We start from the raw sequence: 22,471 nt of genomic DNA on the forward strand, positions 1-22,471 counted from the left end.
CCGTCCCAGAACTGACCGAGAAACTCGGCTGATCACAACAACCGGTTTTCCAACAAACTCCAAAAAAAGGCCCGCCAACGCGCGGGCCTTTCCTTTGTTGTTGCACCCAGAGCCGCCTCAGTTTCTTTTTGGGGCAAAGTCTCTTTCGCGTTATGGAAACCTCGCGGTCATCACCGCCGCTTTGGCATCGCGTTCCCGCCTTTGGCCGCTTTTACAGCAGCTGCCCGGGCGCGGTTCTTCTTGCTATTGGGCTTGCCCTTAGGGGGCGGAGGGCCTTTAGCGCCGCTGCTGCGAGGCTTGGTGGACGCATCTTTACCAGTTTTGGCTTCAGCTTTCGATTTGTCCCTAGGCTTCGCCGCTGCGGGTTTCTTTTTTTTCAATGGTGCTGCTACGAAACCTTCGCCATCCTTCACCTTTGGCTTCGGGCTCGCCGACTTTTGGGATTTGCGGTCTTCGGGTTTCGGTTTGCGGCGGCGGGGCTCGGGAGCGTCGTTCCAATCAATTGGCGACGCATCCGTTTTGCGATGGCGCGGCTTGCCCTTAGGTGCGCGATCAGATTTCGGGTGCTTAAAGGCCGGGATGTCCGGCGCTGCCTCCAGACGCACGATATCTTTTGTCCCTTCGATCTTCATGTCGGAACCAATGGCTGTCAGAAAACCGTCAACGACAGAGGCGCGAATTTCGACAAAGGACAGATCATCCGCGATGCGGATACCACCGATATCATCCTTTGTTATATTGCCCGCCCTGCACACCATAGGCAGCAAATGGCGCGGGGACGCATTCTGGTTGCGCCCTTCTGACAATGAGAACCAGACGCTGGGGCCGAAATCCGCCTTGGCCCTAGGTTTATCGACATGAACCGCCCCCAGTTCCTCAGGCGCGGAGTGGCGTTTTTTGTATTGGCGCAAATAAGCCGCTGCCAGCTGTTGGGGCGTGAATTTCTCAACCAAATGGTTCACCGCCGAATGTTCGCTGTCGGTAATATCGGCCTGCCAGTCTTCGTCGGCCAGCATACGTGCTTGATCGCGTTCAATTACAGCCTCAGCCGACGGTGCAGTGCCCCAATCCGCATTCAGTTTGGCGAATTTCAAAATGCGCTCTGCCTTTTTTCGGGAAGATGGCACAACAACCAGTGCACTCACGCCCTTCCGCCCCGCTCGGCCTGTTCGACCTGACCGGTGCAAGAGGGTTTCGTGGCTGTTTGGCAGCTCGGCATGGACCACCAGATCAAGATTGGGCAGGTCAATGCCTCGCGCTGCGACATCTGTTGCAACACAAACCCGCGCGCGCCCGTCGCGCATTGCCTGCAGCGCGTTGGAGCGTTCGCTTTGGGTGAGTTCACCCGACAGGGCCACAACCGAAAATCCGCGGTTCGACAGCCGAGCAGCCAGACGCGATACCATCGCGCGGGTGTTACAGAACACAATCGCGTTTGGTGCCTCGTAGTAGCGTAGAACATTGATGATTGCATTTTCACCGTCGCGCGGGGCCACCATCATCGCGCGGTAGTCGATATCGGCATGCTGGGCTTTTTCATTGATCGTCGAGATACGTTCCGCATCGCGCTGATAGCTTTTGGCAAGCTTTGCGATTGCGGTCGAAACCGTGGCAGAAAACAGCAATGTCTGACGGTCGGAAGGCGTTTCATCCAAGATGAATTCCAGGTCCTCGCGGAAGCCCAGATCCAGCATTTCATCGGCTTCGTCCAGAACGACTGCACGCACCTGTGTCAGGTCGATGGATCCGCGCATGATATGGTCGCGCAACCGCCCCGGAGTAGCAACAACGATGTGCGATCCCCGCGCCAGAACCCGACGTTCATCTCGCATGTCCATGCCGCCCACACACGATGCCAGATATGCCCCCGCGTCGGAATAAAGCCACCCCAATTCACGCTTTACCTGCAAAGCCAGTTCCCGTGTCGGTGCTATGACCAAAGCCAGAGGCGCACCAGACTCACCGAATGTTTCCCCTTCGCCCAACAACGTGGGGGCGATTGCCAGCCCAAAACCGATCGTTTTCCCTGATCCGGTTTGCGCCGAAACCAGAAGGTCGCGGCCCTCAAGCTCAGATTGGGTGACCGCTTGCTGAACAGGGGTCAAAGCATCATAGCCCTTACGGGCAAGCGCATCTGCGATAGTTTTTTTCACGGCGGGGTTCTCTGATTGGGACAGACTGTGCGGGTGTGCAGGCTTGCAGTGAGCGCATGATCCGAGATTAAAGGAAGCCCTCTACCGGGTCACGCGGGATTTGTATAGGCACGGTTGTCCGATTGCCGCGGAAAATGACGCGATCCGCCAACCTGCGTCCCTGCGGCACCTGACGATGGGAAACCAGCGGGCCTTCACAACCCGTACCAGTTTTCTGAGCGCCAACCCCGTTGTTGCGCAAACCGTTCAAGAACCTCTTTCCGATTTTTCGCGTGGCGTGCGATCAACTTTTTCTGAATCTTTCCGGTTGGGATCACACAGACGGGTTCAAGAGTGTAATCCATATCCTTGAGCTCGGGATACAGCGATAGGATTTCCGTGCGCGCCTCGTATGGAACAGCCTTCAGGGATTCAGGCCCGGCAAAATGGCTTTCTGTAGGGGCACCTTCGGCAAAGATGATCTCGTGGCGGTCAATCAATACATGGAAATCCTCGACCGATCCGATGTCAGAATCTGGGAATACTCCTGGAAGTTCGGTTAGTTTGACGGCCGAAATCAAGACCTCTGGTTGTCCGAGCATCCTTGTGGAAATAGCTGGTGAAACCAGCATTCGGTGCTGGCGTGATGCCGACAAGTCACGATCCAGTAACCCCAGCCCCAGAGCCCCGGCTGTGATGCGGATAGGTCGAAATGTGTCGTCTGCATATTCTGATCGCCTGAAGGAAACCGTGCGGTGGCCAATCCAACATATTGGTTGAAGACCGTGCCCTTTGGTTTCGACCGCCGATAGCTTTGCGACTGCTTTAGCTCTGTTGGATGTGGCAATAAGCGTACCGGCGCAAAAGCAAACAACCTGCGCCCCAAGGCTGGCATGCGTGAAGGATGCGTTGTTTTCAACAATCGATCCCACCGTCAGGTCGGTATCGGCGGGTAAGATGCTGTCGGGGAAACCCAGTAGTACCCCTCTTCTGTGGAGGCCGGGCTTCTTCTGCTCACAAGCTGGTAGTGGTTTTCTCTAACGATCTGTTTTAGCGTTTCGGTGCTGAAGGAATTCAAAATCAGCTCGAAATCCTGACCGGCATGAGAAGCGTGTTCATCGTGACCTCGCCGGATTTATCTAGACCCAACTTGCACTGAAAATCAGAAACGGGGGTTGGGCTGGACGTACCCGAGCGGATGAAAAAACAACCAGAGATCAGGGATGACCGCCAAGATGTGCATTCCGCCTCAGTGATAAGATTGGTACAGCACAAACCTTCTGCTGTCAGCGAAACCAGACGGGGCGTTGGCACCCCGTGAGTAATGCCCGTGCAGTAAGAGCACGAAACATCGCATTACATGAAAATGATGCTTGGGCACACGGTCTCGTCTGCGGGTAGAAATACCAGCTTTAATAGTCGGTATCTACCTCGACCCTGTCTCTGCCAACCGGAATATACTGACTTCAGGTTTTTTCGCCTTCGGGTTCTGTTTTTGGCTTTTTGAATTGCTGGTCGAACAGATTTCGGAAGCTGCCATTTTTTTTCATCAACTCATCCAGGTTGCCTTGTTCGACAACAGCGCCATCTTCGATGACCACAATTTTGTCCGCCTCAAGAACGGTTGACAGGCGGTGCGCAATCACAAGCACGGTTACATCTTTGGTCAGCGCATCCAAAGCCTGTTTGACCAATGACTCGGACTCTGCATCCAAAGCGCTGGTGGCTTCATCCAAAAGCAGGATTTCAGCTTTTCGCAAGATCGCACGCGCAATGGCAATGCGCTGTTTTTGGCCGCCGGACAGGAACGCACCGTTTTCGCCCACGGCGGTATCATATCCGTTAGGCAAACCAAGGATGAAATCATGCGCATGGGCCGCCTTGGCTGCGGCGATAACCTCTTCGTCTGTAGCTTCCGGAGCGGAGCAACGCAGGTTCTCCATCACCGAGGTGGCAAATAAAAACGTATCCTGTCCGACAAAAGAGATCTTGCGCCGCAGCGACGAAAAACGAATGCCGCGAATATCCTGCCCGTCAATTTCAACCCTTCCTTTGATGGGATCATAAAACCGCATGATCAAAGCGAAAATGGTCGACTTGCCGCCACCGGACTGTCCAACCAGCGCCGTGGTTTTCTTTGCTTCAAAGGTGATGTTGAGACCCTGTATAATCGGATCGGCACCCTTGTACCCGAAATCCAGATCGCAGAGTTTGATTTCACCCGGCCCTTCTGTCAGATCGCGGGCCTCAGCGCTTTCGTGCATCGTATCTTCTGTATCAAGCAGTCCGAAAAGCATACCGATACCGACCATGCATGTCTCGATCTGCACGCGCATTTTGGAAAGACGTTTTGCTGGTTCATAAGCCATCAGCAAAGCTGTAATGAACGACATCAGCTGCCCGGCCGAGGGCTGTTCGCTGCCACCAATGCCCATCGTGCTGACAATCAAAACCCCTGCGACGGCAAGCCCAGCCAAAAATTCCATCAGCGGGCTGGCAATCGATTGCAGTCTGGCAATGTCGTTGGCGCGCGCCTCGACCTGAGTGATCGCCGAATACATGCGCGTGGCCATTTTGTCCTCAAGCGAAAAGACCTTGATCACTTTGATGCCGCGAGATGTTTCCTGCAGGACACGGATAATTTCGGCGAGGGACTGATACTCGGCCTGCATGATCGCACGAACGCTTTTCAGCAGATACCGCACCCCCAGCAGGGCAACAGGGCCGACCACGAAGAACATGACTGACAAAACCGGTTGCTGGTACACCATCACGACAACCAGCCCCACCAGCGTCAGCGCATCGCGGATAAAGCCGGTAACCAGCACATCGATCAATCGCCGCGCAGCATTTGCGCCGTTTGTTGTTTTCATCAATAGTTCGGACGATTCATAATCGTTGAAGAACTGAACCCCGTGGCGAAGCAGTTTGCGATACAGTTTTTCTTGTTGTGCCGCCACGATCCGGTTGCCGGCCCTTGCCAGAAACACGGCCTGAACATAGGACGCGACCGCTTTGGCAAGGAACAAGCCGATAACACCCAAGGCAATCAGATGGGCCCACCCGCGCATTTCGGGGCTGGTCATGGCATCAACGATGTATTCCATCATATAAGCCGCGCCAGCCGTCGTTACGGCAACAATAATCATCGCGAAAACGGCAATGCCATACAGACCACCCTGAGCGTAAAAGCTCTCGCCGATGAGTCGACCCATATAGCCAGATCGCCAGTTATCCCAGGCGCGTTTGATCATTGCCATCTCCAAATTGCGACGCACTGCGTGCACAAGTATGTTATATTTGCCGAGGGCAAAAGGGCTGACATTAATTGGAAGCTACAACGGTTTATTTGCGCGACATTTTGCTGCGTGGAGTTGCGAGGGCCTTGGTCGCACATCTTTACTCGTTTTCGATACATTACCGCGTTTGGGGGCAACTTTATGGCCCCGACGGAAAAATCTTCAGGCATCCCTGCCCTCCAGCTTTTCGGACTGAGGACCACAATAAAGCCTTGGGACGTAACGTCTTGCCGTTTTCCGAGGTGTCAGTTGGGCTCGTCGGGCTTAATCAACCCTATCGGTCGCATTGGTTTGCATATATTCAAAGGATCAAGGCGTTCTTGTGAATTTATGAGACATCAATGGAAGTTAATACACTGACCCTTCCCGATCTTTTGTTGATTACCCCGCGCCGGTTCGGGGATGATCGGGGTTGGTTCACCGAGACCTGGAACAAAGCGGCGCTGGAGGCCGAGGGAATTACCCTGCCAGAGTTCGTCCAGGACAATCACAGCTTTTCGGCGCAGCGTGGAACGTTGCGCGGGTTACATTTTCAAAGCCCCCCACGCGCGCAAGACAAACTGGTGCGCTGTTCTCGCGGTGCTATTTTGGATGTCGCGGTTGATGTTCGCGTGGGATCACCATGCTACGGGAGATGGGCATCGGTGGAGTTGTCTGCACAAAACGGCAACCAGCTTTTCGTGCCCAAAGGGTTCCTGCACGGGTTTCTGACCCTGACCGAGGATTGTGAGGTTCAGTACAAGTGCACCGACGTTTACGCTCCTGAATGTGACGGATCGGTTCGGTGGGACAGTGCCGGTATTGACTGGGGCATTTCAGCGCCCGTTTTGTCGGACAAAGATGTAAACGCCATCCCTTTGAGTGAATTTCAAAGCCCCTTTCAGTTTGAAGGAGAGCCCACATGAAAATTCTCGTGACCGGCGGCGCAGGTTTCATAGGCTCTGCGGTTGTGCGTCTGGCCGTTGAGAGAGGCCATTCGGTGGTGAATCTGGATGCACTGACCTACGCGGCCTGTCTTGATAACGTCGCCCCAGTTGCCGACAACCCGCTTTATTTCTTTGAACATGCTGACATCCGGGACCGTTCTGTGTTGGATCAAATTTTTTCCAACCACCAACCCGACGTCGTAATGCATCTGGCCGCAGAGTCTCATGTCGATCGGTCGATCGACGGACCAGGGAGTTTCATCGAGACCAATATCACCGGAACCTACAACATGCTTGAGGCCGCGCGCGCCTATTGGCATGCCAAGGGTAAACCCGAGGATTTCCGGTTCCATCATATCTCGACAGACGAGGTGTTTGGTTCGCTGCCTGCAGATCCCGCAATCATGTTCACTGAAGAAACGGCCTATGATCCGCGCAGCCCCTACTCAGCCTCCAAAGCCAGTTCTGACCATCTGGTGCGTGCCTGGCACGAGACCTATGGTTTGCCGGTTGTGTTGAGCAATTGCTCGAACAATTTCGGCCCCTACCACTTCCCGGAAAAACTGATCCCTGTGATTATTTTGAATGCATTGGCGGGCAAGCCTCTGCCTGTCTACGGCGATGGCTCGAACATCCGGGACTGGCTGTATGTCGAAGATCACGCCGATGCGCTGCTTTTGGTAATCGAACAGGGCCAGATCGGGCGCAGCTATAATATCGGAGGCGAAAATGAACGGAGCAACCTGTCTCTGGTTCAGTCGATTTGTGAAATCCTTGATGAGATACGCCCCCGTAGTCTGGGCAGCTATGCCGATCTTATTACCTTTGTTGCGGACCGCCCTGGCCATGACGCGCGCTATGCGATCGATTCAACGCGCATTCGCGAGGAACTGGGCTGGCGTCCGTCGGTTACGGTCGAAGAAGGGTTGGAACGGACTGTGCGCTGGTATTTGAGTAACGAAGCCTGGTGGCGGCCCCTGCTCTCACGCGATGGCGTGGGAAAACGGCAAGGGCTCTCAGACAAACGTTCGGCATGAGTATTCTAGTCTTTGGCCGCACAGGGCAAGTGGCAAGGGAACTGCAGCAGCTTGCCGATGTCATAGCACTGGGGCGCGATCAGGCAGACCTGACCGACCCCGCATCCTGCACCGCCGCGATCAGGGCACATGCCCCCCACGCGGTGATCAACGCAGCCGCGTACACAGCAGTAGACCGCGCCGAAGAGGAAGAGGAACTGGCGACGTTGATCAACGGTGCAGCGCCGACCGAAATGGCGCGCTCTTGCGCAAAGTTGGATATACCCTTCGTCCACATCTCGACCGACTATGTCTTTTCAGGCGACAGCACCCGCGCGTGGCGACCCGAGGATGCAACGGCCCCAGGTAATGCCTATGGACGGTCCAAGCTGACAGGTGAGAATGGTGTGCGCGCCGCAGGTGGGCGGTTCGCGATCTTGCGGACCTCCTGGGTTTTCTCGGCGACTGGCAACAACTTCGTCAAAACCATGTTGCGGGTATCTGAAACCCGCGACGCGTTAAGCGTGGTTGAGGATCAAATCGGCGGCCCCACCCCAGCCCGAGCAATCGCGGCAGCCAGCCTTGCGATTGCCAATCAACTTGCGCATGACCGATCCAAATCGGGAACCTACCACTTCAGCGGCGCGCCCGACATCAACTGGTGCGGGTTTGCCTCAGAGATTTTCGAGCAAGCCCGACGGGATGTGCACATCACGCCGATCACAACGGATGAATACCCCACCCCGGCCAAGCGACCGGCGAACTCGCGTCTCGACTGCCAAACGACGCAAGAAGTATTCGGTATCAACCGTCCCGACTGGAAAAGCGCACTGACCGACGTATTGAAAGATATGGAGCTTCGATCATGACCGAAAGAAAAGGTATCATCCTCGCAGGCGGGTCAGGCACGCGGCTTTATCCCATTACGATGGGGGTCTCGAAACAGCTTTTGCCAATCTACGACAAACCCATGATCTATTATCCGCTTTCGGTGTTGATGTTGGCTGGTATTCGCGAGATTGCCATTATCACAACACCTGAGGACCAAGCGCAATTCCAACGCCTGATGGGGGATGGTGGTCAATGGGGGCTATCGCTGACGTGGCTTGTCCAACCTTCACCCGATGGTTTGGCGCAAGCCTATATTCTGGCAGAGGATTTTTTGGCAGGCAGCGCCTCTGCCCTGGTTTTGGGTGATAATGTCTTTTTCGGACACGGGCTTCCCGACATGTTGCGCAATGCATCCCGCAAAACCCAAGGCGGCACCGTATTCGGGTATCAGGTGGCTGATCCCGAACGGTATGGTGTGGTTGGCTTTGATGCGGACGGACAAGTGACTGAAATAATTGAAAAACCTGAGGTGCCACCGTCAAATCACGCCGTCACCGGGTTGTACTTTCTGGATGGTAAAGCCCCCCAGCGCGCGGCTCAGGTGAAACCTTCCAACCGCGGCGAGCTTGAAATCACCACGCTGTTGTCGATGTATCTGGATGAGGGATCACTATCCGTTGAATGCATGGGCCGTGGCTTTGCCTGGCTGGATACGGGAACGCATGCCAGCCTTCTGGATGCGGGGAATTTTGTCCGTACGCTCACCGAGCGGCAGGGCCAGCAGGTTGGTTGTCTCGAAGAAATTGCCTTCGATCAAAACTGGATCAGCCGGGAACAGCTTTTGGAACGGGCCCAGGCGTTTGAGAAAAACGACTATGGTCAGTACATGAAACGGGTTGTTGATAACGCCTGATACAGCAACCTTCGTGCAAAAGTTGACTGCAACAAAACGGCTGTACCCAGTCAGCTTTACGCGTCTTCCGGGACTGGCAACAGCCATCCGTTTTGCTTGAAGTCCTTGCGGGTCTCATCACGGATCGCAACCAGCACCGGGTGGTTTTGGGTTCCCGAAACAGCATCCCGAATGCGTCTTTCGCCGTGCAGGGATTTCAGGTTCTTCTGCCCCGCCGCATTGTATTTCGCTCTTTGTTCGGACGTGTAGCTTTTTGTTTTAGCGTGGAAAACAAAGCAGTCGATTGCGACCGCACACAGAAATCCAGCATCCTGAGCGCGCAGAACAAAGTCACTTTCCTCCCCATACCCCATCGGGAAGCGCTCTTCGTCGAACAGGCCGATCGTATCCAATACAGAGCGGTTGATTGCGATGCAGAATCCGTTGAGTTGCTCGACTACAGGGTACCCGAAACGACTGGAGAACCCGCCGCAATAGGAGTGAATCAAGCTCAGGGCGTCGTCATCTGACCGAATTTCGCTTTGGTTTGCCGCGGACCCGGGAAGGAACGGAATGGATTGCCACCCCCCCGAATTGGACAACGGTCCCACCACCCCGATTTTCCAATTCGAGTTCATGCAGACATCCAACCGATCCAGCCAGTCGCCGGTTACGATGGTATCGCTGTTGAGCAAGACGACCATGTCACCCGAGGATGACCGCATCCCCGCATTGGCCGCCTTACAGAAACCGGACCCCTGCGGCCGGCGGATCAAACGGCAATTGTTGGGGTGACGCGTTGCAAAATCTTCACACAGCTTTTGCGTGTCCTCGGCAGACCCGTCGTCGACAATGATCAGCAGATCACCGGGCCTGAGGGTTTCCAGCACCGATTGGATGCAAGCACGGACATCATCATAGCTGTTGTGAACGCAAACAATAACGTCGGCGCGCGGCGGTTTTGACGGATGACTCATGTGCGATGCTTCGTCCGGGCAAAGTGGGGAGACATTGAAATATTGTTGGGCAAGGGCTTTACGCGCAGATCGGGTGTTTCTGCAATTGCCAGCGGCAAAGACACCTGATCGCGCTTGGAACCCCGCGCCAGCATCCGCCACCAGCTGTTGCACATGTTTTGAACCGCGGCTGAACCAGGACGCAAAGCCATAACCATGGTCTCATAGAGATCTGAATCGCGAAATGCAGGATGGGATTGGTTCTGACGCAAATGGTCCGCCATGGTGAGAAGATCATCTTTGGACAATTTCACGCATTCTGCAGCTTCGGCCAAAAGCCCCCGTCGGTCAGGATGACTGAAGGTCGTAAAGTCGAAGGTTTCCGGCTCCATTCCATTCAAGAAGTCTTCGGGGTTTTGACACATCATGACATTGCCATCGATCCAGATCACCCATTCATAGTCTGAAAACAACGCCGGCAGATTCAGTTTTACGAAGCGGGCTTTGCGGCGCGTGTCTTCATGATGGAACGGCGCATGAACCTGCTGCCAACCGCCGGTTGCGTCGTATGCCCTGTCAGAAAAGACGAAAAAGTCCGCGGTGGAATTCCAGTCCGAATCAATCGGGAGGAGAGAGTCAAACTGACCAAAAATAGCCGTTACAACGGCAATACGCTTATTGCCAGCGTTAGAGATTGCAAATGGGTCAATCGCACGGCGGTCATCCGGCAGCAGTGCCTTGGCCCCGGTATCACCGACAGGGAACCCCATGCGAACCAGGTACTCGACACCCCAAATCGTCAGGGATTTGCCATCCTCGGCAGCTAGTTCTGGAAATGGGGCCAGTGCAAATTTGATGCCCTCGGACTTGTAGTGGGCCAAAGCTTCTTTCGGAGACGCAAGCCCGTGAACCTGCGCGTACCAGTCCTGATCAAGGAAGGCCCAGACCGAAGAAGCAACCATTTCATTGACCGTGCCACCGGTCTGGCCGAACTGCGTTTCAGTCAGATAACGCCCAAATTTTTCAAGTTCAAACTGGCGTCGGGTTTTGCGGTCCGCGAACAGGACTTTTAACGCGGTGCTGAGTTCCTCACCCTGCGCCAAAGCCATCCTGCGCTTTACTGAACTGGTTAAACCCATTCATCCATCTCCAACCGCTTTCGTGCTCGCGATACTGTTCCGGTAGAACCGAAATTCACCACCACGCTTGTTCTGAACAAACTGCGAGCGTTAAGCCTTCTAAGAGGACGACCATGGCAATTCAAGGGCCGCTCAGGCTGGTTACGCTTGGCGTTGTCTTGTGTGTTGCCCAGACGGTGTGCAAGTTATCGTGACGGCCCGAATGGCGCGGGCCTGAACGTTTGCTGCTTACTTTACGACGCCAAACGGCGAATGGGCAGAGGGTTGAGGATAAGAGCATGACACCCAAGGAACTTCTCCGGGAACGTGGGCGCGCAAATCCGCCTTTTTTTCCTGCAATCATTGCAGATGCAAAGGTCGCCGCTGCCTCTATGCATGGTGGGGGAAAGCCCGCTGAATGGCCACGTCTCTACCTGGTCTTGAGAATGATCTGGGAGGCAGACGGTTATCTGGCTCTTGTCATGATCCGCGCGGCCGCACGTTTGCGGGCGTATGGGGTTCCCGTCTTGCCAACTATTCTGCGCCGCCTGTCCATCTTGATTGCGCAGGTACATATAGGCGCGCCGGTGATATTGGAACCTGGCATTGTCCTGCCCCATGGTCAGGTGGTGATCGACGGACTGGTTCAGATTGGCTCTGGTGCTATCATCCGGCCCTTTGTCACAATTGGCCTGCGCGATGGAAACTTTGTCGGGCCAACAATAGAAAAAGGGGTCAGCATCGGGACCGGAGCCAAAATCATAGGCCCCGTTACCGTGGCAAAAGGGGCCCGCATAAAAGCCAACGCTGTCGTGGCTTCTGACTTCCCGCCAAAGAACTAGTACGCGCAGGGTCAGGGGCTTGCAGGTAGGGCCAGTTCCTTACTGCGTCAGCAATAACCGGCGGAGATATTCCGCTTCGTCTTCGATACCCCATTCACCGCCGTAAGAGCGGATAATATCCAAAGTTATGTCCGAAGCCTCTTTTTGATGCCAGATTGGGGATTTCTTGAGAAAGGGAAAGCGCAATTCTCGGAGGTTTAACTCGGGCAAGGCATAACTGACACCAAGGCACCGCGCGGCAGCCAAAATAAACAGCCGAAGCGTATCTTCACCGGGTGTAGCTGCCAAAACATCGCGCTTCAGGGATACAAACCGAGGGTTCCCTAACACTATTGTTTTCTCTGCAATCTCACGCAGACGCGCCGCCGAAAGAGGCATCAACAGTTCATTCAGACGTTCAATCTGATATGTAGACGCTACTGGCCAGCCTTGTTTGAAAGCCCACTTTGAAAGGCCAATTTCTCCACGTGCCACTGTCAGATCCTTGTCATTTACCAACGGGTACTTTTTCCAAAAATCACGAAAGCTCTGGTTTCGAAGCACATCAGACGAAAAGGACAATGCAAAGGATTGCAGATGGAAATCCAAGCCATCCGGCCCGTAGTACCACGGTTCCTTTACCAACTTCCGCGGCACGACACGCGAACCGCCAAAATTGGATGTCGCGCCCGTGAGTCCGGCGACGCTATGGTTCAGTTCCCTGAACCAGTTACGGGAGCCCGGCGCTGGAAACCATGTGGAATCATTGAAAAGGGTCAACCGTGATAACCCTTCCAACCGATCGCTGAGGTGCAAGCAGGCTTCGCGGTAAGCCCCGAAATCATACCCTTGGTTTGGGCGCTCAATCACAACCGAGCACCGCTCGGAAATTAAGGCTTTTTCGCTGGCTGACAGGGGCAGGTTCGAGGTGACAATGGGTGAGACACCCGACTGATGCATATACTCCAGCGCCACCATGTGGGACGGCCACACCCCATGAAAAGGCGCGATCACATATATGCCGACATGATCCATCAAAGGCAAAGCACCGGGAGAAACCCTGACTTTCCATTTCTGGGTCGTGTCATAGATGAACGGAGAATAAACCCTTGAAGCTGAGCGATAGACGAGGCGTCCCAATTGTCGGAAAGGCCGCGCCAATTCTCTGCCCAGCTTCGCCGACGGCTTAGTCGACACGTTTCATCGCCTTCCGGGACTTGCTGAAACGATTTCTCAGGCCGTTTTCCAGATAACGCCACAGCCTGTGGCGTACGCCTTCGCGCCATGGAGTTTGGTTGCGCAAGTTCCAATACAATTCACGCATTGGATGATTGCAATTGCCGTTCCAGGGTTTGCGCTTGTCCGTAAAGTGAAGAATTCCACGTGTTTTCAGTGCGCTTTCAGCCTCTTGCACCGTATAAGCAGGCTCAAGAAGATTGCGCGAGAAAAGACGCGTGCTGACATTCCAGCTTAGGTCCAGCCTATACGCTTGCCCGGCAAAAATGAGGTTCAGAATATCCTGATCCTGAAGCTCCAGTACGGTTGCTTCGTCCGCTGCGATACTTTGGACCCGATTAGAAAACGCACGGGCATCAATTTCGTCCAGATTGAAAATTAAAACACCGGCGTTGAAGTAAAACCCGGGGGAAAGCAGCCCCAATCTTTTGGCCTGTGTATTGCCTCCTTCGTCAGGTGAGGCAGCCAAAGGGGCAGTGCCGATCGGGGTTCTCCAAAGCGAACCCAGACTATCAAGCACAATAGTATCGCAATCCAGGTAGATCACACGTGATGTCACATGACCCAATGTCTCGGGGATCAGCAGCCTGAGATACGTCGCCATCGATACATGGCTTCGATTGTTTGGCAGACCGGCGAACCTTTCGGTATCGACGTCGTACCAATTCAGCGTCGCTGACGGTACAAGGCTTTCAAGACGGTCGCGATCTTCCGAGGATATATCGCCGGGGTACAGAATATGAACGTTGAGCCGTTCCTTTGCGTTCATCGCTTGCGTCGCCGACAACAGCGTTACAGCTGCGTGCTGGACAAAGTTTCCGTCAAAGGCCAGACAGACCTCAACCACGTCATCCCTAAGACCCGACATTTGCTGTACGGGCCTGGCGCTGGCAGTAGATGTTCCGTGCGTCGTCATATCCATTTATAGGTGCCTAATCGCGAAATTCATTTCCGTGCGCTGTGGCTGTTGCGCGATTGTTTCCTCTGACTGCAGAACACACATCAATGCCTCGCGTTTATGAGACCGCATCTGCTGTCACACGATCTGAACCATGGAAAATAGCTGGCGTTTCCGGTCGATGGTAGGCCGCTTTGCGGATGCTTTCATATTCTGCATCAAAACCGGGGCGCTGCGATACAGGCGAATTGCTGGCAACACCTCCGTGAATTTGGTGAAAGGTTCCTTCCCCTAGCAGCATGTGGACCTGAACGTTCGAATGCTCACAAGCCCTTTTCCAAAGATCAAGGTTGGCCAGACCGCCGCCCGGCGATTGAAATCGTTCCTCGTACCCATCAAGTTCAACCCAGAGATCGCGATGCATAAACACAGCATTCGATTCTGACGGCAGAACTTTCCAGCCTTTGCCAGACGACTTTGAAAAGACAGAGATGTCAAAAAGCTGGTATCCGTCCTGTTCCCAGGCAACGCCGTTCAGAAGGGCGTCTTCCTTGTCGGCGTTGTACCCATTGCGCACCGCCTCAGATTGAACTTCATGACCAAGATGGAACCCGAAAGTTCCGACAATGGCCCGCTTGTTGCCAGTCAGGTGCTTCAGCGATTTAGCCAGAATACCAGGGGACGCCATGCGTGCGCCGTCGATAAATACGCCGATCTTTTCCGCCTTGGCCGCAGCGATACCTACGTTGATTGCATGGCAAGGCGAGACATTACCCGCAGGCAAAGAAATAACCCGCGCGTTGGGTGCGATTTCAACCCAGCTATTGTGGTCGCTTTGATCACTGGACCCGTTGTCGACAACAATGATTTCGTACGCCTGCTCGTCAATGCCTTGCTGCATATTGGCTGATAGTGTGCGCAACGTGCGCGGCAGTTCCCGTCCCATTTCATGCGCAACTACAACAGCGGAGAGCTTTGGCTTTGTCGGGACACCTGCCCCTCTTGTCTCGGGCGCTGCAACGTTGTTGGCCAGACAGGCGGTCAGATTGCGTGACGGCGAATGGCCGGTCGCGGCGCCCAACCCGGAAATGGGTTCGGGTTTCATGACCTTGTCCAAGGCCTTGACCGAGCTGACGTCGTAAGCTCCGCCCAAAATCCCCTTTTCGATTTCCGCATATTTACGGCTCAGCACGTCGCTTTTAGGATTCAGGCCGGACACAACTGCCAGACCTTTGCGGTAGGGTCCAACGAAGGTTTCAAAGACCGAGATAGACAAGTCCGGTCGAAAGCGCCGCAAAATCGGAACAATTTTGAAAACATCGCCACACCACGCATTGAACCGGCGGTCGCGCTCCAGCATCTCGATCTTGTCCGGTAAAACGTCGTCAATCAGAATGACCCCCGAGGGGTTCATCCATTTCTCGGTCATGATGAAGTCCCGTACGACATATTCCGCCAGATGCATGCCGTCGATGAAAGCCAGATCAATACCTTTGGGGAACAACGCTTCGCACCGGGCTTCATTGGCGAAGAAATCATCGCTTTTTTCGCGAAACAGCCGCGCCGGGGCCGAGATTTGGTTGGACAGCGTAAAAGCCGGATCGACGCCGACGCTGGGACATCTTGAAAGGCTCAGGCTTGCGCCGGTATCTACACCAATCTCGAAATAAGTTTTTGGCTCGACTGTGCGGTGGACCTGGCGCAAGCTATTCAAATAGCTCAACTTTTTTTCTTCCACCCCATTGCGCCGCGCCGCCTCTGACAACATGCCCAGCGGTGCCAGCATTGGTCGGGCACGCCGTTCATCCGGTACAATGCCGACGGTCAAGGCAGGCTCGGACGTATCGGTTACACCACTCCGAATCCGATTAACGTATATATCCGCCAGCTGCTTAAGAATCTTGTTGCTGACCCTGCCGAACTGGGTGGAAATAGTAGGTACACGCTGCGTCATCCTACGGGTCTTGCCGTACAATATCGGGCTGCGCGCGTTCACGACAGCCTTGGTTCCGGCCACCTCTTCATGGCGGTCTTTGTACTCGGCAACCAATTGGTTTCGATCCTCTGGGGATTTCCGAGTTGTGACCCCGCTATGGTCCTGGTGGAACGTACCCTCGCCGGACAGGGTTATATAACTGTTGTTCGGTTCATGGATAAGGCGCGTGAAAATCTCGAGATTTGCAAAGCCTGCACCGGGTTCACTGTAACGCTCATCGAAACCACCGCATTCCTCAAGAACCCTACGGGTAGTGATCAGGCAATTCGTTTCGACGGCCTCGACATAACTACGATGATAGTTTTCGCCCGGATACACGGCGTATTCAAACAGGCGATAACCATCCTCGGGCCAGCCCAGTTTCTTCAGGTCTTCGGTTTCCCGCTCGAAGGCTCCACCCTGCTGGGTCAGGTTCTGCGACTCGGCACCCAAAATATACTGAGGCACGTTGATAACCGGGTTGCTGAACCTTTGGTAGATCTCACGAGAATTGCGCACAACGCCCGGGGACAGCATATGCGCACCATCAATCATCAATGCGATCATCTCAAACCGAGCGGCTGCAATGCCCTGGTTCAGCCCAAAAACGGGCGATGGATGGCCGTCCACTCGGATGATCCGGCTTGCAAAAGGGAACCGGCTTTGAATTCCCTCAGGCAGTGGTTCTTTTGAGCCATTGTCGATGATGATGACTTCAATGTCTTCCGCTGGAACCTTTTGATATTCCGGCGAGCAGCTTATCAAGGTGCGCTCGATCTGCCGGGGTATATCGTAATAGGCAATAACTATGGATAGCCCATTGAATTCACCCTGCACAGCGGAATGAACAGGCCGCTCGGACACCAGACGATCTGTGACCCTGTCAAAAGTCGCCTGATAGTACCGGTCACGTTCTTTCAACCGGTCACGTTCATCCTCAAGCGCTTTGATGTGGCGCAGCAACTGTTCTTCACGACGTTGTGCTTTTTTAGCTTGGGACATCGCCTGACCTTTTTGAGTTCCGCTGGCATCACAGAGTGGTAATTGAGTAGGAAACCCAATGCAATTACGCGAATCAGTAGATCGGATACTTTTATGACACAGAACGCAACGTTCCAGCATGAATCCGCACTCAATGAGGAACTGGTCGCACAGGTTTCACAGGCCACCGAGACCTTTCGAAAAGGTGGCCAAATCGGGGATCTTGTCCGTCTGCGCGACGCGCGGGTTATGGCCGGTAAACACGCGAAGAAAAAAGATCTTTTCACATCTTGGAACCTTGGACGCGCTAAGGCACCTGATAGATTATTCGATCTGGGTCCGACAGGCATTCCTGAAATCGATATTCGCGATCTGACCAGCGAAGCCGTCATCAGCGCGATGCATTACTATGGCGCTATCATTGTTAGAAACTTTTTTGATCCGGCCAGAGCCCTGGGGTTTCAACAGGATATTGATCGGGTCATGGCGTCTGCCAGAGCCTATGCCGAAGCGGTCGCGGATGACGGTCCCGATGATCGGAACACAACGCAGAAATCGTACTTCATGCCGATCACCCAAAAAGCCGGGTTAGAAAGAGAAAAAGCGCACGTCTTTCTTGGCAGCAGCGGTTCAATTGAAACCTTTTTGTCACCCAAGGTGTCTCAGGAATTGCTGGATAGCTTTGAGCGTGTCGGATTGCGGGGTATTCTGCAGAAGTATTTTCAGGATGAACCCTGCGTGTCTTTCCAGAAATGCGTCCTGCGGCGGGCCGAGCCCCTGCCCCACAAGGCGGAATGGCATCAGGATGGCGCGTTTATGGACAAAGGCATTCAAAGCCTGAACGTCTGGGTTGCCTTGACCGACTGCGGTGACGGCACAGAAAGCCCTGGCATGGATTTGATCCCAAAGCGCCTGACCAGAGTTCTTGAAACTGGCACTAATGGGGCCATCTTTCACTGGTCCGTATCAGGTGCAACAGTTGCCGAGACTTTTCCCGAAATTGAACCCGCCCGACCCTATTTCGGGGCTGGAGACGCGCTGTTCTTTGACCATTTCAATCTGCATGCGACATCGTCTGATCCGGCCTTTACGCAACCGCGCTACGCGATAGAAACATGGTTTTTCTCCAAGTCTCGGTGCGCAAAGAACCAGCTGCCGGTATTTTGGTAATAAAGAGTTCTTCAGGCAGGCTGAGTAGAAAAAGCAACTATTTGGCAGTTTTTCTGCCGCCCTTGACGCGTTGCCTGATCTTTCTGAAGCGGTCTCGAAGCGACTTTTTCCCTGATTGGTTCAGATGCGTGACAACCGGCTTTGCATCGGACCGCAAAAGTTTGACCTGTTCGGTTTTCAGATCCACGGCTGCGGTCAGGGATGCGACGCGTCGGCTCAATTCGCGCAACTTGTCGTCGTAGTCACCAACTATATACCCCAGCATCGGGCTGGCTGCGTCGAACTCGCGCTGAACCCGACCGATGGTCGCAAATGCCGTTGGCGCGTCGGGGTCACGTGTCAGCACCCGCAACGCCTCGTAGACATCACTGACCCATCCATGTGTCAGGTCATGTTGCAAAACATCTTCAGGCGTCTGAGCGTGATTGCGCAATGAGGCGCTTAGAAATTCTTGGATGTCCGGCGCGACAGTCTCAAGCGCGTTTGGGTACGACAATTGCGCATGTCCGCTCACCGCGCTTAGGGCCTGGACCGGGTCCGAGATACAATTTTCGTAGGCCACAAAAGCCCGACGAAGTCCGTTCGATTCAGTGACCGCATCCAGCATATACCGCAGCCAGAGCAGGCCGGCATTGGCCTCGGACATTCCGTTGCGTTTTACCAACGATGCAATCACCTCAAGCGGGTTGCGAACAGTCACGACAACACTGATTGGAACCCGGCCCTCTAGAGCAGACCGATAGTATGGCACCAGGCGGCAGATGCGCGGCTCTTTCAGGACCACCTCTTGCCCGGCCGGAAATTCGTCTGAAACGATTGCCCTTATGTCTTCCTCAAAATCACGCCGGGTTTCAGCGTCAACCGTTTTGAGTTTACCTGAAACCCAATCAGCCCAGGTCAAGTTAGCACCATTTAAAAACCGGTCGTTCAATCGCGCAACGGGTTGGCTTTCCCAGTGGCCGCGCCGGTTGGACGCGTTTCCTTTTATTAGGGTCTTAGGAAGCTCATACCCCAGAATGCTGAGCGAGCGTGCCACCGTCGAGGTTCCGCTGCGGTGCATCCCCAAAACAAGGACAATGTGAGAGGGAAGCGGAGTATCAGTCATTCTTAACAAACCAGCGTGGAATTTCGGGTTTCGAGTGCGCGGTTGACTTGATGATAAGCAGGTCCGGATTCAAAACCTGAAGTGTGGAAAACGAATTTCATGCTTGTATAACTTACCACCCAAGACTGCCCTTCCTGCGTGGGTCGCGCGGTCTGAAGCGCCCGCCTTGAAGGGACGGCAAACCATAATCACCAATACTCGGGTAGATCAAGTAGGGCGGATGTGCGAGACGTGGGGTAACCGATTCAGGCTACCTTTTCGAGCCCGCCGATGTACCGGCTTTCGCAAAAACAACCTGAGCCAAGGCATTAAGACACAGTTGCGATACCCTCAGTTTTCTGCGGGCGGTTTTGAAAAACGAGGGTTTCTTGAACGCTTCTAATACACGATTGCCGAACCTGCTTTTGGTCGGCGTTCAGAAATCGGGAACAACCTGGCTGCATCAGGTATTGTCTGCGTCGCAGCATATCTTCGGATCCGACAAGAAAGAGGTCAACTTCTGGGGCAGATCAGCTGATCTGTCACGCCTTGACGAATACCGCGCGCATTTTCCTGTGAATGCAAAACCCACTGCCAGGTATTTTCTGGAAAGCACGCCGCACTACTTTCACGCGCCGAATATCTTTGTGGACATCGCAAATCAGATCAAAGGGGCGATCCCGGATGTCCGTCCGATTGTTATCTTGCGCAACCCAGTGGATCGGTATCGTTCCGCGTATGTCCACCACATGCAGAAGGGCCGGTTGGATTACACGCCTGAAATCGACGTTATGACCGACGATCAGATTATGCTGTCGACAGGTATGTATGGGCGGATTCTGGCCCATTGGCAGAGCGTTTTCCCGGACATGCTGGTTTACTCGTACGATGACCTTATGGAAAAACCGGGCGCGTTGCTGACCAACGTGTTTTGCGCACTTGATATCCCGTGTGATATCGACTTGGCCGCTCTGGCTGAGCCTGTGCATACCAGCGCACGTAAGGTGCAAAAATCGGGCTGGCCCGTAACGCCACGCCTTACCTCAAGGCTTCAATCCGAACTGATTGAATTTTATCGGGAAGATACGACCAGGTTGCAGAAACTGGTGCAATTTGACGTCATGCATTGGCTGGTGAATGCGTAGGTAAAGCCACACCGGATTGGTTCCTGATCTGACAGGCTAGCAACCTGATTTCACCCTCTGCAAAGACTGCAGCTTAACAGTGATTTCCCGCACCTTGGCGCTAAAGCCACACCCCCCACAATGGAATTGCAAAGCCCTGCATTTCAATGATAGTGACTGCGTCTAGCCCTCGGTCTCAAAACGATCGAAACTCAGGAAACGAACAGGCTCAAAACATTAAATCTCAATTGAAAAAGATTTTTTCGGGTAAGTGGAAGTGTCAATCCAAGCCATAATTCTCAGTCTGCCAAAAGATGTCGAACGGCGGGCTCACTGCACGGATGAGCTTTCGGACCTGGGCATTGCCCACGTATTCCACGATGCGATTGCCGGCGATCAGCTTAGCCAGGGTGACCGGCGAAATGTCTACGACGAGGCAGCGAACAATAGAAAATTTAAGCGCCCGTTGACCTGCAACGAAATCGCCTGTGCGCTTGGACATCGTGCAATCTGGAAGGACATCGCAGCCGCAGATGAACATGCCTGGATTGTGCTGGAAGATGATGCAACATTTGCCCACGATCCCCGTAAGTTACTTGACGCAATGTCCCGGCATTCAGAGGTTTTTCAGGATGTTATGGTCAAGCTCAATGGCGTGTCGCGCAACAGCGGGCAAGTCATAAATACAGTTGCCGGTCAAGATTTGATTTTGTCCAATCACCTGCCACCGCGCACCACGGGGTATATAATTGGCCGCCGCGCCGCGGAACGAATGCTGTCTGCTAACACACAGATCGCCCGCCCGATTGATATCGACCTGAAGTTCTTTTGGGAACACAAAGTTCCAATCCTGACGCTTGGGGAATCTATGGTGTCCGAGCGCCAGAAAACCGCCAGCAATATCGAATCCAGCCGCCGCGCAAGCAAAAGCGGATCTTCGCTTCACAGGTTCCTTCGTAATCTCAAGTATCAGGTTCAGTACACCGGGGGGCGACTAAGCCACCCGTTGAAACCAGATAGAATCGAAGAATTGGCCCCTCTGCTGTCGGAGCAATTTTCGGACCGGGGTTCTGTATGAAAAAGAACCTAGTCGTTGTCCGCGCCGGAGCGGCCTCTTTGCACAAACGTTGGCAAGAGATCAGCTACGAAGACCGCAACTATGATCTGCTGGTCAGTTATTTTTCTGAAGAGGCATATTCTCAGTTCGAGGCCGAACCTGGCGTCGAAGCGGTTCTGGTCGTGGGCGGCAAATGGGATGGGCTATATGCAACGCTTGCGGACCGGAAACTCGATCAATACGAATATGTCTGGCTTCCGGACGATGACCTCGACATCAGCGCCGAGGATGTGAACAAGCTGTTTGAATCCATGCGGTCACATGGCCTGTGCATTGCACAACCCTCGCTTAGCCCGGACAGCTATTTTTCACACTTTGTATTCAGCCACTGCCCCGGTTTTGTTCTGCGCTATACCAATTATATCGAGATCATGGCCCCCTGCCTGCACCGCGATGTCCTCACAAAGGCATTACCCCTATTTCAGGGCACGATGAGCGGTTACGGACTGGACTACATCTGGTGCCGTTGGGCCGAGGCCGGCGCGTTTCGGGCCGCTATCCTGGACCAAATTTCCATGCATCATACAAGGCCTGTGGGCAAAAACCTGAAAACAGCCATGGTCGAAGCGGGCGGGCCCACTTCTGAAGAAGAAGAAAAAATCCTTAAAGAAATGTTTGATTTGCGTCGACGCACGGTTCCTTTGGTCTACGCCGGGATATTACAGGGTGGGCAACCGATTTCGGGCCGCGTTCAGGTCGGGTGGCGCATGTGCCGTAACTGGCTTTCGGTGCTCGGCAGCTTTCGTAGTACCAGCGAGGCGCGCGCCGGGATATTCAAGATTGCCCGACGTCAGTTAAGCAAACCCTTGGACATGACTACAATTTCCTTCAACCGAACAATGTGACAGTCTGATCCGGTTGAACTGCCCCACAGGTCAGCACCGCGAAAAAGAGC

At 54.0% G+C, this 22,471-nt stretch carries 18 protein-coding genes; 9 read left to right on the top strand and 9 right to left on the bottom strand.

The features are described 5' to 3' along the window. Positions 1–170: 170 nt before the first annotated feature. The 3 genes from ACR0IY_RS21185 to ACR0IY_RS21195 form a co-directional block, all read right to left on the bottom strand. Entirely contained in the window at positions 171–2,153 is a 1,983-nt protein-coding gene (locus ACR0IY_RS21185) for a DEAD/DEAH box helicase (protein ID WP_480676886.1), read from the bottom strand. 194 nt (positions 2,154–2,347) lie between these two features. Beyond that, positions 2,348–3,064, bottom strand: coding sequence for a Hint domain-containing protein (locus ACR0IY_RS21190; protein WP_480676888.1), 717 nt, complete (start codon positions 3,062–3,064; stop codon positions 2,348–2,350). A gap of 534 nt (positions 3,065–3,598) precedes the next feature. After that, positions 3,599–5,386 (bottom strand): ABC transporter ATP-binding protein, encoded by a 1,788-nt coding sequence (locus ACR0IY_RS21195; protein WP_480676890.1) that lies wholly within the window; start codon positions 5,384–5,386, stop codon positions 3,599–3,601. Between the two features lie 386 nt (positions 5,387–5,772). Here ACR0IY_RS21195 and rfbC point away from each other — a divergent pair, with 386 nt between their 5' ends. The 4 genes from rfbC to rfbA are packed head-to-tail and all read left to right on the top strand — an operon-like array spanning position 5,773 to position 9,117. Next, the gene (gene rfbC, locus ACR0IY_RS21200; RefSeq protein ID WP_480676892.1) at positions 5,773–6,336 is read left to right on the top strand and encodes a dTDP-4-dehydrorhamnose 3,5-epimerase; all 564 of its coding nucleotides are present in this window, start codon (positions 5,773–5,775) and stop codon (positions 6,334–6,336) included. Next, positions 6,333–7,394 (top strand): dTDP-glucose 4,6-dehydratase, encoded by a 1,062-nt coding sequence (gene rfbB, locus ACR0IY_RS21205; RefSeq protein WP_480676894.1) that lies wholly within the window; start codon positions 6,333–6,335, stop codon positions 7,392–7,394. The genes rfbC and rfbB overlap by 4 nt, the downstream gene beginning before the upstream one ends. Next, on the top strand, positions 7,391–8,242 hold the full coding sequence (gene rfbD, locus ACR0IY_RS21210; protein WP_480676896.1) for a dTDP-4-dehydrorhamnose reductase: 852 nt from the start codon (positions 7,391–7,393) through the stop codon (positions 8,240–8,242). The genes rfbB and rfbD overlap by 4 nt, the downstream gene beginning before the upstream one ends. Further along, positions 8,239–9,117 (top strand): glucose-1-phosphate thymidylyltransferase RfbA, encoded by an 879-nt coding sequence (rfbA, locus tag ACR0IY_RS21215; protein WP_480676898.1) that lies wholly within the window; start codon positions 8,239–8,241, stop codon positions 9,115–9,117. Before rfbD ends, rfbA begins: the two co-directional genes overlap by 4 nt. Positions 9,118–9,173: 56 nt before the next feature. Here rfbA and ACR0IY_RS21220 read toward each other — a convergent pair whose 3' ends face one another. Further along, on the bottom strand, positions 9,174–10,073 hold the full coding sequence (locus tag ACR0IY_RS21220) for a glycosyltransferase family 2 protein (RefSeq protein ID WP_480676900.1): 900 nt from the start codon (positions 10,071–10,073) through the stop codon (positions 9,174–9,176). Continuing rightward, positions 10,070–11,191, bottom strand: a complete 1,122-nt coding sequence (locus ACR0IY_RS21225; protein ID WP_480676902.1) for a glycosyltransferase domain-containing protein — start codon at positions 11,189–11,191, stop codon at positions 10,070–10,072. Before ACR0IY_RS21225 ends, ACR0IY_RS21220 begins: the two co-directional genes overlap by 4 nt. 425 nt (positions 11,192–11,616) lie before the next feature. Between ACR0IY_RS21225 and ACR0IY_RS21230 the strand changes: the two genes are divergently transcribed. After that, on the top strand, positions 11,617–12,012 hold the full coding sequence (locus ACR0IY_RS21230) for an LbetaH domain-containing protein (RefSeq protein WP_480676904.1): 396 nt from the start codon (positions 11,617–11,619) through the stop codon (positions 12,010–12,012). A gap of 39 nt (positions 12,013–12,051) precedes the next feature. Here ACR0IY_RS21230 and ACR0IY_RS21235 read toward each other — a convergent pair whose 3' ends face one another. The 3 genes from ACR0IY_RS21235 to ACR0IY_RS21245 form a co-directional block, all read right to left on the bottom strand. Continuing rightward, positions 12,052–13,188 carry a rhamnan synthesis F family protein gene (locus ACR0IY_RS21235; RefSeq protein WP_480676906.1) on the bottom strand — a complete coding sequence of 379 codons (1,137 nt, stop codon included), beginning with the start codon at positions 13,186–13,188 and terminating at the stop codon, positions 12,052–12,054. Further along, positions 13,178–14,149: a glycosyltransferase family 8 protein gene (locus ACR0IY_RS21240; protein ID WP_480676908.1), complete on the bottom strand. Its 972-nt coding sequence runs from the start codon at positions 14,147–14,149 to the stop codon at positions 13,178–13,180. The genes ACR0IY_RS21235 and ACR0IY_RS21240 overlap by 11 nt, the downstream gene beginning before the upstream one ends. A 94-nt stretch (positions 14,150–14,243) precedes the next feature. Then, positions 14,244–17,102 (bottom strand): glycosyltransferase, encoded by a 2,859-nt coding sequence (locus tag ACR0IY_RS21245; protein WP_480676910.1) that lies wholly within the window; start codon positions 17,100–17,102, stop codon positions 14,244–14,246. 93 nt (positions 17,103–17,195) lie between these two features. Between ACR0IY_RS21245 and ACR0IY_RS21250 the strand changes: the two genes are divergently transcribed. After that, positions 17,196–18,251 carry a phytanoyl-CoA dioxygenase family protein gene (locus tag ACR0IY_RS21250; RefSeq protein ID WP_480676912.1) on the top strand — a complete coding sequence of 352 codons (1,056 nt, stop codon included), beginning with the start codon at positions 17,196–17,198 and terminating at the stop codon, positions 18,249–18,251. 37 nt (positions 18,252–18,288) lie between these two features. On the opposite strand, the gene ACR0IY_RS21255 is transcribed toward ACR0IY_RS21250, so the two are convergent. After that, positions 18,289–19,356, bottom strand: a complete 1,068-nt coding sequence (locus tag ACR0IY_RS21255; protein ID WP_480676914.1) for a sulfotransferase family protein — start codon at positions 19,354–19,356, stop codon at positions 18,289–18,291. Positions 19,357–19,724: 368 nt separating this feature from the next. Here ACR0IY_RS21255 and ACR0IY_RS21260 point away from each other — a divergent pair, with 368 nt between their 5' ends. The 3 genes from ACR0IY_RS21260 (at position 19,725) to ACR0IY_RS21270 (ending at position 22,421) form a co-directional block, all read left to right on the top strand. After that, positions 19,725–20,480, top strand: a complete 756-nt coding sequence (locus ACR0IY_RS21260; protein WP_480676916.1) for a sulfotransferase family protein — start codon at positions 19,725–19,727, stop codon at positions 20,478–20,480. Between the two features lie 256 nt (positions 20,481–20,736). Next, positions 20,737–21,537 (top strand): glycosyltransferase family 25 protein, encoded by an 801-nt coding sequence (locus ACR0IY_RS21265; RefSeq protein WP_480676918.1) that lies wholly within the window; start codon positions 20,737–20,739, stop codon positions 21,535–21,537. Continuing rightward, positions 21,534–22,421, top strand: coding sequence for a hypothetical protein (locus ACR0IY_RS21270; RefSeq protein WP_480676920.1), 888 nt, complete (start codon positions 21,534–21,536; stop codon positions 22,419–22,421). The genes ACR0IY_RS21265 and ACR0IY_RS21270 overlap by 4 nt, the downstream gene beginning before the upstream one ends. The last annotated feature ends 50 nt before the right edge of the window (positions 22,422–22,471 follow it).

The organism is Ruegeria sp. BC1, assembly GCF_056539305.1.

Coding starts and splice junctions, on each gene's coding strand:
- ACR0IY_RS21195 (WP_480676890.1), bottom strand. CDS start 5,386: ATGATCAAACGCGCCTGGGATAACTGGCGATCTGGCTATATGGGTCGA.
- rfbC (WP_480676892.1), top strand. CDS start 5,773: ATGGAAGTTAATACACTGACCCTTCCCGATCTTTTGTTGATTACCCCG.
- rfbB (WP_480676894.1), top strand. CDS start 6,333: ATGAAAATTCTCGTGACCGGCGGCGCAGGTTTCATAGGCTCTGCGGTT.
- rfbD (WP_480676896.1), top strand. CDS start 7,391: ATGAGTATTCTAGTCTTTGGCCGCACAGGGCAAGTGGCAAGGGAACTG.
- rfbA (WP_480676898.1), top strand. CDS start 8,239: ATGACCGAAAGAAAAGGTATCATCCTCGCAGGCGGGTCAGGCACGCGG.
- ACR0IY_RS21220 (WP_480676900.1), bottom strand. CDS start 10,073: ATGAGTCATCCGTCAAAACCGCCGCGCGCCGACGTTATTGTTTGCGTT.
- ACR0IY_RS21225 (WP_480676902.1), bottom strand. CDS start 11,191: ATGGGTTTAACCAGTTCAGTAAAGCGCAGGATGGCTTTGGCGCAGGGT.
- ACR0IY_RS21230 (WP_480676904.1), top strand. CDS start 11,617: ATGATCTGGGAGGCAGACGGTTATCTGGCTCTTGTCATGATCCGCGCG.
- ACR0IY_RS21240 (WP_480676908.1), bottom strand. CDS start 14,149: ATGGATATGACGACGCACGGAACATCTACTGCCAGCGCCAGGCCCGTA.
- ACR0IY_RS21245 (WP_480676910.1), bottom strand. CDS start 17,102: ATGTCCCAAGCTAAAAAAGCACAACGTCGTGAAGAACAGTTGCTGCGC.
- ACR0IY_RS21250 (WP_480676912.1), top strand. CDS start 17,196: ATGACACAGAACGCAACGTTCCAGCATGAATCCGCACTCAATGAGGAA.
- ACR0IY_RS21255 (WP_480676914.1), bottom strand. CDS start 19,356: ATGACTGATACTCCGCTTCCCTCTCACATTGTCCTTGTTTTGGGGATG.
- ACR0IY_RS21270 (WP_480676920.1), top strand. CDS start 21,534: ATGAAAAAGAACCTAGTCGTTGTCCGCGCCGGAGCGGCCTCTTTGCAC.